Here is an 11,608-nt window from a genome sequence, read left to right as displayed (position 1 = left end):
CTTTTTGCAGGTCAGTGCCTAGATGTTGAAGCCGAGGGCCCGCATCTGGTCACGTCCGTCGTCGGTGATCTTTTCCGGACCCCACGGCGGCATCCAGACCCAGTTCAGCCGGAACTCGTCCACGACCCCCTCCAGGGCCTTGGCGGTCTGCTCTTCGAGGACGTCCGTCAGCGGGCAGGCCGCAGTCGTGAGCGTCATGTCGATGAGAAGGGCGCCGTCTTCGGCGTACTTGAGTCCGTACAGCAGGCCCAGGTCAACGATGTTGACACCCAGTTCGGGGTCGATAACGTCTTTCAGGGCCTCTTCGACATCCTCAAGGGATGTCTGGGCCAGGTTGGCGTCAGTCATATTGTGCTCCTTCTCCTTCCGGCGCTGCGCTCAGGCTCAGGCGCTGGCTGCGCCGGCGTTCGTGAACCGGTCGTAGCCCTCTTCTTCCAGCCGGTCGGCCAGCTCCGGGCCGCCCTGCTCGGCGATGCGTCCGTCAACAAAGACGTGGACGTGGTCCGGCTTGATGTAGCGCAGGATCCGCGTGTAGTGCGTAATCAGCAGCGTACCCATCTTTCCTTCGGCATGCTCCCGGTTGACGCCTTCGGAAACAACCTTGAGCGCATCCACGTCCAGGCCGGAGTCGGTCTCGTCGAGGATTGCGAACTTCGGGTGGAAGAGTTCAAGCTGGAGGATTTCCACGCGCTTCTTCTCACCGCCGGAGAAGCCTTCGTTGACGTTGCGCTGGGCAAAGTCGGCGTCGATGCGCAGCTGGGCCATGGCGGCCTTGACGTCCTTGGTCCAGTGGCGCAGGGACGGAGCTTCACCGTCGAGCGCCGTCTTGGCGGTCCGCAGGAAGTTGGTCATGGTGACACCCGGAACCTCAACCGGGTACTGCATGGCCAGGAACAGGCCGGCCCGGGCACGCTCGTCGACGCTCATCGCCAGGACGTCTTCGCCGTCCAGGGTGATGGAGCCGCTGTCCACCGTGTAGCGGGGGTGGCCGGCGATGGTGGAAGCCAGGGTCGACTTTCCGGAGCCGTTGGGGCCCATGATGGCGTGGGTCTCGCCGGTGTTGATGGTCAGGCTGACGCCCTTCAGGATCTGCTTCGAGCCCTGATCGGTCTCGATGCTGACGTGAAGGTCCTTGATTTCAAGAGTGGACATGCGTTGTTCGCTTTCTCTTTGCACGCGTGCGGTGCGGTCTGCAGGTTCTGTGTTGGGGGAAGAGTGCTTAGTTCTCAACCTGTGCGAGCTCACGCTCGACGGCGGCGGTGAGGCGCTCTTCCAGCTCCGGAACCCGGATCTGCTGGATGATTTCGTTCAGGAAGCCGCGCACGACGAGGCGGCGTGCGATGTCCTCGGGGATGCCGCGGGCCATCAGGTAGAACAGGTGCTCGTCGTCGAACCGGCCGGTGGCGCTGGCATGGCCGGCGCCTTCAATGAGTCCGGTCTCGATTTCGAGGTTGGGCACGGAGTCGGCACGGCCGCCGTCGGTGAGCAGCAGGTTACGGTTCACCTCGTAGGTGTCCGTTCCTTCGGCTTCCTTGCGGATGAGCACGTCGCCAACCCAGACGGTGTGTGCGTCCTTGCCCTGCAGCGCACCCTTATACATGACGCGGGACTTGCAGTTCGGAACTGCGTGGTCCACGAAGAGGCGCTGTTCCAGGTGCTGGCCGGCGTCGGCGTAGTACAGGCCGAACATTTCAACGTCGCCGCCGGTGGCGGTGAACTTCGAGGACGGCGTGACGCGCACCAGGTCGCCGCCGAGGCTGACGACGACGTGCTTGAAGCGTGCGTCGCGGCCAATCCGGGCGTACTGCGCAGAAGCGTGGACGGCGTCGTCGTCCCAGTCCTGGACCGAGATGACCGTCAGTTCCGCGCCGTCACCGACGAGGATTTCCACGTTCTGGGACAGCGTGGCCGAACCCTTGTGGTCCAGGACGACGACCGCCTTGGAGAAGGCACCGGCCTCGATCAGGATGTGCTGCGCTGCGGGATCCGTGCCGGCGCCCGTGATGGACAGCGTCACGGTGCCTTCGGCCTGGGTGTCCTTGGGAATGCTGACCAGGGTGGCTTCGGTGAAGGCTTCCCAGGCAGCAGCGGCAACCAGGTCTTCGGGGATGCCCGCAGTTCCGATCCGGGAGTCATCGCGTCCGATTCCGGCCACAGTGACGCCCTCAGGGGCGACGACGGCGACCTCGGGGGCTGTGCCGGTCAGTTCCTCGGTGTGCAGGCCGCGCAGGCGCTTGAGCGGGGTAAACCGCCAGTCCTCTTCGCGGCCGGTGAGCTTGCCGAAGTCCGCCCGGTGGAAGGACGTCATGCGTCCCGCACGGGAGCTGTCGGGAATGCCGGCGCCTGCGCCGTGGCTGTGGGACTTGCTGCTGTCGCCGCCCAGGACCGGGGAAGACTCATTCAGCGGAGAGAGGTTTTCGCCCTCTTCGGTGAAGCCGTCAATGCGGACGCGGCGGTCTCCGGACGGAGCCCCGATACGTGCCTTGACGCCTTCCACTGCGCTGCTGACCTTTTCGGCCACGGTCTCGACTACGTTTTCAGCAACGTCATTAAGCTTCGACATTAACCGACGGCTCCTTCCATCTGGAGTTCAATGAGGCGGTTGAGTTCAAGGGCGTATTCCATCGGCAGTTCACGCGCGATCGGCTCGATGAAGCCGCGCACGATCATGGCCATGGCCTCGTCCTCGGGAAGGCCGCGGGACATGAGGTAGAACAGCTGTTCCTCGCTGACGCGCGAAACCGTGGCCTCGTGGCCCATGGTGACGTCGTCTTCGCGGATGTCCACGTACGGATACGTGTCCGAGCGGGAGATGGTGTCCACCAGCAGTGCGTCGCAGCGCACGGTATTGGCGGAGTTCTTGGCGCCTTCACGGACCTGGACCAGGCCGCGGTACGCAGCACGGCCGCCGCCGCGGGCCACGGACTTGGAGATGATCGAGCTCTTGGTGTTCGGCGCGATGTGAACCATCTTGGAGCCGGTGTCCTGGTGCTGGCCTTCGCCGGCGAAGGCGATGGACAGGGTCTCACCCTTGGCGTGCTCACCAACCAGGTAGACGGCCGGGTACTTCATGGTCACCTTGGAACCGATGTTGCCGTCGATCCACTCCATGGTGGCACCTTCGTGGGCGATGGCCCGCTTGGTTACCAGGTTGTACACGTTGTTGGACCAGTTCTGGATGGTCGTGTAGCGGACGCGGGCGCCCTTCTTCACGATGATTTCCACAACTGCCGAGTGCAGCGAATCCGACGTGTAGATCGGCGCGGTGCAGCCTTCGATGTAGTGGACGTAGGAGTCCTCATCGGCGATGATCAGCGTGCGCTCGAACTGGCCCATGTTTTCCGTATTGATCCGGAAGTAGGCCTGCAGGGGGATCTCGACGTGGACGCCCTTCGGGACGTACACGAAGGAGCCGCCGGACCAGACTGCAGTGTTCAGCGAACCGAACTTGTTGTCGCCCACGGGAATGACGGTGCCGAAGTACTCCTGGAAGATCTCCGGGTGTTCCTTCAGCGCGGTGTCGGTGTCCAGGAAGATCACGCCCTGGCGTTCCAGGTCCTCGCGGAGCTGGTGGTAGACAACCTCGGACTCGTACTGGGCAGCGACGCCGGAAACCAGGCGGCCGCGCTCAGCTTCGGGAATGCCGAGCTTCTCATACGTGTTGCGGATGTCCTCGGGCAGGTCTTCCCACGTCTTCGCCTGCTTCTCGGTGGAGCGCACGAAGTACTTGATGTTGTCGAAGTCGATGCCCGAGAGGTCTGCACCCCATGTGGGCATGGGCTTGCGGTCGAAGTACTTCAGGCCCTTCAGACGCAGGTCCAGCATCCATTCCGGCTCGTTCTTCTTCGCCGAAATGTCACGGACAACCTCCTCGGAGAGGCCACGGCGGGCGTTGGACCCGGCGACATCTGAGTCGGCCCAGCCGTACTCGTAGGTGCCAATGCCCTCGAGTTCGGGGTTCTTTTCCAGGATGTCTGAAATCACGGAGTCGGGCACCTGCGGTGCCTCGGCCTTCCGGGTTACTTGATCCGTCATCACGGCCTTTCTTGCTGATGAGTGGATGTGGACTGGGTTGTTGCGGATCCCACCGGCTGGTGGGGCGCAGCCATGGAACGCCCCACTGGGATGTGGGTCGTACAAACGTGCCCGCCGCGGGACAGAGTGGACAGCCTGCGCACATCCACTCCCAGCAGCCGCGAGAAAACTTCGGTCTCCTTGTCACAGAAGACGGGGTAGGCGCTGGCCAGCGCCTGGATGGGGCAGTGCCCCTGGCACAGCTGCACGCTCAGCAAGGTGCTGGGCGTCCGGCTGGTGCCGATCATGGTTGTCGAACCGACGAAGCCGTCCTTCGTGAGTTCTGCGGCCAGGGCCTGCGCCCTGTCCTCGACGGCGTCACCGGCAGCCTCGATGACCGGGCGGTACCTTTCCTCCATCTTCGCAAAGCGAGCAGCGGCAAAGGCCTCAATGGCTTCCGGCCCGGCAGCCTGGCCCAGCGCGCGGAGAGCCTCAGCGGCAATCGTGAGGTAGTCATTGCCGAGGTACGACTGTCCCTGCTGGGAAACAACGTATCGCCGCGCGGGGCGGCCGGCACCGGCGCCGGGCGCAGAGACACGTTTGACTTCGATCAGTCCCTGCCGATCCAGTGCATCAAGGTGCCGCCGAACTGCTGCGGGTGTGAAACCCAGCCGCTCGCCGAGTTCGGCGGCGCTGACGGGGCCGTGTTCAAGCACCGCACCCAGGACGCGGTCCCGGGTGCGCTCTTCGGACTCTTTGGCTGCCACCGGCGGTTCCGGCGTCGCTGAACTCTTCACAGAATACACAACACAATCATGACCTAATCCATTCCGCAGGGCTACTAAGGCGAGGCTTCCCCGCGGGAGGGCAGCCCGGGAGGAAAGGGCGAGGAGAAACTACTACCTAACGTAGAATATGGGCGTGCCTAACGACGACCCCTGCCTGACTATCACCGGCCTCATTCGGGACTGCGGTCCTGTTCCCGGTCTCGACGGCAAAATGATCCGCGTCCTTGCCGGCGTGGACTTCACCGCACGGCGGGGGCAGGTTACGGCCCTGCTGGGGGCGAACGGAGCCGGAAAAACGACGACCCTTGAATGTGCCCAGGGCCTGCAGCCCATCGACGGCGGTGAGGTTTTGCTGCTGGGCCAAGCCCCTTATGGAGCCGGAGCGGACCTTCGCGCGCGGGCCGGAGTGATGCTCCAGGACGGCGGCCTTCCGCCGTCGGCCCGGCCGGTGGCCCTGCTGCGCCATATCGCCGGCATGTATGCCGATCCCCGCGATGTCGACTCACTGGTGGACCGGCTGGGAATCGGCAGTTTCGCGAAGACCGGCATCCGCCGGCTTTCAGGCGGGCAGCGCCAGCGCGTGGCCCTTGCCGCAGCACTGGTGGGGAACCCCGAAGTCCTTTTCCTCGACGAACCGAGCGCCGGTCTTGATCCGCAGTCACGCCAGATCGTCTTCGAGCTTATCCAGGAACTGCGGGATGAGGGCCTGGGCATCATCCTGACGACTCACCTGCTGGACGATGCCCAGAAGCTCGCCGACTACGTCTACATCATCGATGCCGGCCGCACGGTCGCCCGGGGCACCGTTGCCGAACTGACCGCCCGAACTGCTGACCATGCAGCCGGCCGGGAAATGACCTTCACCGCGCCTGCCGGCCTCAGCCTCTCAGTTCCGGCCCTGGATCACCTGATACTGACGGAAGAGGCGCCAGGCAGTTACACCCTGCGGGGCACGTTCGCGCCCGCCGACCTGGTCAACCTGGCCGTATGGTGGAATGACGCCGGGATACTGCCGGACAGCATCCACATGGCCTCCCGCACGCTTGAGGACGTTTTCCTCGAACTTTCCGGAAGGGAAATCCGATGAGCGCACCAGCTTCCCTGCCGGTCCGGGTCTTCAATCAAGGCAAATACGAGGCCGAGACCATGCTGCGCAACGGTGAGCAGCTGATTCTCGCCGTCGTACTCCCCCTGCTTGGCCTGATTGCACTCAGCGTCACGCCCCTGCTGGATGCGTACGGATCGTCGCGGGTCAATACCGCTGTTCCCGGGGTGCTGGCGCTGTGCGCCATGTCCACGGCGTTCACCGGGCAGGGCATCGCCACCGGATTCGACCGCCGCTACGGAGTCCTGAGGTATCTCTCCACCACTCCCCTGGGCCGTGCCGGACTGATCGCCGGCAAAATCATCGCTGTGCTGTCTGTGCTCGCCATCCAGGCCGTGCTCGTCACCGTCGTCGCCCTGTTCATGGGCTGGCAGCCCTCGCTGCCGGGCATCCCGCTGGCAGTTGCGCTGCTGGTCCTGGGGGCCGTGGCCTTCACCTCCCTGGGGCTGCTGGTCGCCGGAACCGTGCGGCCCGAAGCCACTTTGGCCATCACCAACCTGCTCTGGATCCTGCTCGCAGGAATCGGCGGCATCATCATTCCGGCTGCCAGCCTCCCTGCCGATCTGCAACCCTGGATCCAGGCACTGCCTTCAGCCGCCCTCGGGGATGTGCTGAGGTCGGCGCTTCTCGAAGCGCAGTTCAACCTTTCCGCCACGCTCATCCTGCTGGCGTGGACAATCCTGGGCGGTCTTGCAGCCGTCCGCTGGTTCAAATGGAGTTAGTACCCGTGCCGAATACCCCCGCCCCCACGTCCGCTGCGCGTGCTGCCGAACCGGCTGCCGGGCCTGCGACGAGCCGACTGGTCCGTTCCCTGGCGGTCGCCACCCTGGTGGCCAACATCGGCATCGTCGTTACCGGCGGTGCCGTCAGGCTGACCGCTTCGGGGCTGGGCTGCCCGGAATGGCCCCTCTGCACTGCCGATTCACTGGTCGCGACGCCGGAGATGGGCATCCACGGGGTGATCGAGTTCGGCAACCGGCTGCTGACGTTCGTGCTCACCGCCATTGCGTTCGGCATGCTGGCGTCAGTCTGGAAGGGCCGTTCTGCGCGCCCTGACCTGATGCGGCTCTCGGTTGCCGCCCTGGCCGGCATCCCGGCGCAGGCGTTTATCGGAGGCATCACGGTCTGGACCGGCCTGAATCCGTGGGTTGTGGGCCTGCACTTCATCGTGTCGATGATCATCATCGCCGTGGCGGTTGTCCTGGTGAACCGGGCCTGGCTGAGCCCCGGCCAGCTCGCAGAGAGGCACGAGCCGCTGGCCGGACGGACCCTGCGTCCCGTGGTCTGGGCTATTGCGGTGCTGTCAGCCATTACCGTAGTCCTGGGCGTGATCGTCACCGGCGCCGGCCCGCATGCCGGAGACCATGGCGCAGCCCGCAACAACCTGGACCCGGACCTGATGACCCGGATCCACGTCGTTCCCGTCTACCTGCTGGTCTTCACGCTTATTGTCGCGTTGTACCTGGTCTACCGGCGTACCGTGGATGTCCGGTTCAAGCGCTCCCTGCTGCTCTTCACCGCCGTCGTGCTGGCCCAGGCCGTTATTGGCTACGCGCAGCACTTCCTGGCGCTGCCAATCGCCCTGGTGGCACTGCACATGCTGGGGGCTTCGCTGATGACGGCTGCTGCTGCACAGGTGTTCTACACCGGGTTCTCCCGAAAGGTTCCGGAACAGAGTCCCAAGGCATAGGACAGCAGCGGCGCAGAGGCTGCCGCAGGCTGCCGAAGCCAGGCCGCCGGCTTAGCGTGCAGCCGTGTCCGCCGCCTTAGCACGGTAGGCGTTCACCAGCGCACATGCGCGGACGGCTGTCTCATCGTCCGGCATCGAGATCACGAACTTCCAGAAGCCTCCGGCAAGGACCTTTACCGGCGGGGCCGATTATCACCGTGCCCCGGGATAAAGATCCACACCAGCAGGGCGTCGCTGCCCCAACGAGTGCGAGAGCCGGATGGGCTGCGGCCAGGCCCGCTGCAAGGACACCTCCGATTCCAAGGCTCAGCCCCGGCTTCCTGATTCACGGCGGGGCGGCGCCGACGGCGCGGTCATCAATTCGCCGAAGGTGACGCCGAAACCGACAGTGACCCGGGCCAGCAGCGCGGAGTGGTCCCTGGTCAGGGTGCCGCGGGCCGCTTAGGCCGCAGGGCGAATCTGCTAGAAGAGCGGACCGCCGACGAAGGGATCGATGGCCAGGGCCAGGAAGAGGATGGTCAGGTAGCTGATCGAGCCGTGGAAGACCTTCATGGCCGACTTGTCCGTCACGTCCCCGCGCTGGGCAAGGGAATGCAGGCGATGGCTTTCGACCAGGAACCAGCCGCCGCTCAGGACGGCACCGGCGGTGTAGACCCAGCCGGCTCCGCCCACGGGAATCAGCAGCAGGGAGCAGACCACCGTGGCGTAGGCGTAGAGCACCACCTGCACGGAGACGAGCTTGGCTCCGGCCACTGCGCCGAGCATCGGCACGGAGGCGTTGCGGTAGTCCTCCCCGTACTTCATGGACAGCGGCCAGTAATGCGGCGGCGTCCACAGGAAGATCACCATGAAGAGGATGACGGCGGGCCATTCCACCGTGTTGGTCACGGCGGCCCAGGCAATCAGTACCGGCATGCAGCCGGCCGCTCCGCCCCAGACAATGTTCTGCGTGGTGCGGCGCTTGAGGATCAGCGTGTAGAAGACGACGTAGAGCAGGATCGCACCGAGGCCCAGCAGGCCCGTGAGCGGGTTGGCGCCGAACCAGAGCAGCGCGATGGAGATGATGCCAAGCACCCAGCCGAAGACGAGCGCCTCACGGGGGCTGACCTCGCCGGTCACAAGGGGACGCTTCTCGGTCCGGCGCATGAGCCGGTCCATGTCCCGGTCGATGTAGCAGTTGAAGACACCGGCACTGGCCGCGGCCAGTGCGCCGCCAACCATCGTCGAGACCATCAGCCAGACGGACGGAACGCCACCCTGCGCAAAAAACATGGTGGGAAGGGTCGTGACGAGCAGGAGCTCAATGACGCGCGGCTTCGTCAGCGCCACGTAGGCCCGTAGCTTACGTCCCACGCTCATTTTTCCGGCGTACACCGGAACCTCGGCGGGGGCATGCTGCGTACTCACGAAACGATCACTTAGTCCTGTCTGGGCTGGAAAAGTCCGAGTTCATCATAACCTCTATCCCCTGTAGAAAACGAAGCAGAAGCGCCCTTCCTCCCTCGTCGCCCGGCAGTGCAGACCAACGGTGCCCCTATCACCGGTTTGCCCGACACGATACGCCCATTGGCACGGCCTTCGGGATAAGGTTGGAACGGACATTGCCGCCGCACTGAAAAGTGCTGTGCGCAGCGTGTGCAACCAGCGGGTCCGGCAACAGTGATTGAGCCGCCGGACCGGGCTGAACAGTGCAGCTGTCCGGCAACGATTCAGCGCAACATCCGGTTTGGAGCGGCAGACGCCGCTTCCGGTGCCAGGGGCACCGTTCATCCGCAGCAGAGAGGGGCCCGGTAAACGTGCCACATTTGGAAGAGCAGAACCTGACCTGGACCGAGACCGACAGCAAGGCAGTGGATACTATCCGCGTCCTGGCAGCTGACGCCGTCGAAAAGGTTGGCAACGGACACCCCGGGACGGCCATGAGCCTGGCCCCCGCCGCCTATCTGCTCTTCCAGAAACTCATGCGCCACGATCCGGCAGATCCCCATTGGCTGGGCCGTGACCGGTTTGTCCTCTCCCCCGGGCACACGTCGCTGACCCTCTACATCCAGCTGTTCCTTTCCGGGTACGGCCTGGAACTGGATGACCTCAAGTCGCTGCGCACCTGGGGATCGAAGACCCCGGGACACCCCGAGTACCGCCACACCGACGGCGTCGAAATCACCACCGGCCCGCTGGGCCAGGGGCTGGCGTCCGCAGTCGGCTTCGCCTATGCCCAGCGCCGCCTGCGTGGAATGTTCGACGCCGATGCCCCGGCTGGCAGCAGCCCCTTCGACCACACTATCTGGGTCATCGCCTCCGACGGCGACCTCCAGGAAGGCGTCACGTCCGAGGCTTCCTCCCTCGCCGGGCACCAGGAACTCGGGAACCTCGTTGTGATCTACGACGAGAACCACATTTCCATCGAAGATGACACTGACATTGCCTTCACCGAGGACGTCCTGGCGCGCTACGAAGCCTACGGCTGGCACACCCAGCGGGTGGACTGGACTGCGGGCGGGGAATACAAGGAAGACGTCGACGGTCTCTACAACGCGCTGGTTGCGGCCAAGGCCGAAACCGGACGGCCGTCCATCATTTCGCTGCGCACCATCATCGGCTGGCCGGCACCGAATAAGCAGAACACCGGCAAGATCCACGGTTCGGCCCTGGGCAAGGACGAAGTCGCAGCCCTGAAGGAAACGCTGGGCTTCGACCCCGAGCTGACGTTTGAGGTTGCTGACGAGGTCCTGGAGCATTCCCGCGCGGCTGTGTCCCGCGGCGCGAAGGAACACGCCCTCTGGAACGACGCCTTCGCAGCCTGGCGCCAGAGCAATCCGGAGGGCGCAAAGCTCCTGGAACGCATCCAGGCCGGAACCCTGCCCGAGGGCTGGGAAGACAGCCTGCCGGTCTTCGAAGCAGGCAAGGACGTGTCCACCCGCGCCGCGTCCGGCAAGGTGCTCAGTGCCATTGGCCCGGTTCTCCCGGAGCTGTGGGGCGGGTCGGCCGACCTCGCCGAGTCGAACAACACCACAATCGAAGGCGCTCCGTCCTTCATCCCCGCGTCAAAGCAGACCGGGACATGGTCCGGCGGCCCGTACGGACGCGTGCTGCACTTCGGCATCCGCGAACATGCCGCAGCCGCGATCGTCAACGGCATCACGATGTCCAGCAACACCCGCGCCTTCTCCGGCACGTTCCTGATCTTCAGCGATTACCAGCGGCCCGCGATTCGGCTCGGCGCGCTCATGGGCGTTCCCTCCATCTATGTCTGGACGCATGACTCGATCGGCCTGGGCGAGGACGGCCCGACGCACCAGCCCGTTGAGCAGCTGGCATCGCTCCGCGCCATCCCGGGACTCGACGTCGTCCGTCCTGCGGATGCCAACGAGGTCGCCGTTGCCTGGCGCACCATCCTGGAGAACACGGAAAACCCGGCCGGCATCGTCCTGACCCGCCAGAATGTCCCCACGTGGGAACGGGGCACCGGCGCAGCCGACGCAGCATCCTTCGGTTCGGCCAACGGCGCAGCGCGCGGCGGTTACGTCCTCGCAGAAGCGGTGCGGGACGGGGAAACCGTTACTCCCGACGTCGTACTGATCGGCACCGGCTCCGAGGTCCAGCTCGCCGTGGCTGCCCGTGAAGCGCTGGCAGCAGAAGGCATCGCAGCGCGGGTTGTCTCCATGCCCAGCGTCGAGTGGTTCAACCGCCAGGACGCTGACTACCGCGAAGCCGTCCTCCCCCGCTCCGTCAAGGCGCGCGTCTCCGTTGAAGCCGGGATCGCCCAGGGCTGGCGCGAGTTCGTCGGGGACGACGGACGCATGGTCTCACTGGAACACTTCGGCGCCTCAGCCGACTACAAGACGCTGTTCAACGAGTTTGGCATTACCGCCGATGCTGTCGCCCAGGCTGCCAGGGATTCCCTCGCAGCGGTCCACGGACAGGACGCCGCACCTGCCGGCACCCCTGCCGCACCTTCGGGCGCCGCCTCCACCGAGACCGGCGACCAGAAGTAAAAGGAAAAAGGAGTAT

Annotated in this window: 10 protein-coding genes; 4 read left to right on the top strand and 6 right to left on the bottom strand. The window is 65.0% G+C overall.

Annotation, left to right across the window (positions count from 1 at the left end; genetic code table 11):
- Positions 1-18 precede the first annotated feature (18 nt).
- From NF551_RS08405 to NF551_RS08385, 5 genes are all read right to left on the bottom strand, one after another.
- Complete coding sequence (locus NF551_RS08405) at positions 19-348, bottom strand: metal-sulfur cluster assembly factor (RefSeq protein WP_227896721.1); 330 nt, start codon at positions 346-348, stop codon at positions 19-21.
- Between the two features lie 36 nt (positions 349-384).
- Positions 385-1,152: a Fe-S cluster assembly ATPase SufC gene (gene sufC, locus NF551_RS08400; protein ID WP_227896723.1), complete on the bottom strand. Its 768-nt coding sequence runs from the start codon at positions 1,150-1,152 to the stop codon at positions 385-387.
- Positions 1,153-1,219: 67 nt separating this feature from the next.
- Positions 1,220-2,563: a Fe-S cluster assembly protein SufD gene (sufD, locus tag NF551_RS08395; protein WP_227896724.1), complete on the bottom strand. Its 1,344-nt coding sequence runs from the start codon at positions 2,561-2,563 to the stop codon at positions 1,220-1,222.
- On the bottom strand, positions 2,563-4,035 hold the full coding sequence (gene sufB, locus NF551_RS08390; protein ID WP_227896725.1) for a Fe-S cluster assembly protein SufB: 1,473 nt from the start codon (positions 4,033-4,035) through the stop codon (positions 2,563-2,565). The genes sufD and sufB overlap by 1 nt, the downstream gene beginning before the upstream one ends.
- Positions 4,035-4,781, bottom strand: coding sequence for a helix-turn-helix transcriptional regulator (locus tag NF551_RS08385; protein WP_423722066.1), 747 nt, complete (start codon positions 4,779-4,781; stop codon positions 4,035-4,037). The genes sufB and NF551_RS08385 overlap by 1 nt, the downstream gene beginning before the upstream one ends.
- A 154-nt stretch (positions 4,782-4,935) precedes the next feature.
- On the opposite strand from NF551_RS08385, the gene NF551_RS08380 reads away from it, so the two are divergent.
- The 3 genes from NF551_RS08380 to NF551_RS08370 are packed head-to-tail and all read left to right on the top strand — an operon-like array spanning position 4,936 to position 7,597.
- Positions 4,936-5,889 carry an ABC transporter ATP-binding protein gene (locus NF551_RS08380; protein WP_432418569.1) on the top strand — a complete coding sequence of 318 codons (954 nt, stop codon included), beginning with the start codon at positions 4,936-4,938 and terminating at the stop codon, positions 5,887-5,889.
- A complete protein-coding gene (locus NF551_RS08375; RefSeq protein WP_227896729.1) occupies positions 5,886-6,629 on the top strand; it encodes an ABC transporter permease in 744 nt (247 codons plus the stop codon). The genes NF551_RS08380 and NF551_RS08375 overlap by 4 nt, the downstream gene beginning before the upstream one ends.
- A gap of 5 nt (positions 6,630-6,634) precedes the next feature.
- Positions 6,635-7,597, top strand: coding sequence for a COX15/CtaA family protein (locus tag NF551_RS08370; protein WP_227896732.1), 963 nt, complete (start codon positions 6,635-6,637; stop codon positions 7,595-7,597).
- Positions 7,598-8,059: 462 nt separating this feature from the next.
- Here NF551_RS08370 and NF551_RS08365 read toward each other — a convergent pair whose 3' ends face one another.
- Positions 8,060-8,956 (bottom strand): heme o synthase, encoded by an 897-nt coding sequence (locus NF551_RS08365; RefSeq protein ID WP_227896922.1) that lies wholly within the window; start codon positions 8,954-8,956, stop codon positions 8,060-8,062.
- A gap of 446 nt (positions 8,957-9,402) precedes the next feature.
- Here NF551_RS08365 and tkt point away from each other — a divergent pair, with 446 nt between their 5' ends.
- Positions 9,403-11,592 (top strand): transketolase, encoded by a 2,190-nt coding sequence (tkt, locus tag NF551_RS08360; protein WP_227896924.1) that lies wholly within the window; start codon positions 9,403-9,405, stop codon positions 11,590-11,592.
- The last annotated feature ends 16 nt before the right edge of the window (positions 11,593-11,608 follow it).

The sequence above is a fragment of the Arthrobacter caoxuetaonis genome (assembly GCF_023921125.1).
GTDB lineage: Bacteria > Actinomycetota > Actinomycetes > Actinomycetales > Micrococcaceae > Arthrobacter_B > Arthrobacter_B caoxuetaonis.
The sequence above is the reverse complement of the archived record's forward strand: the minus strand, read 5'-3'. Positions and strand labels throughout refer to the sequence as shown.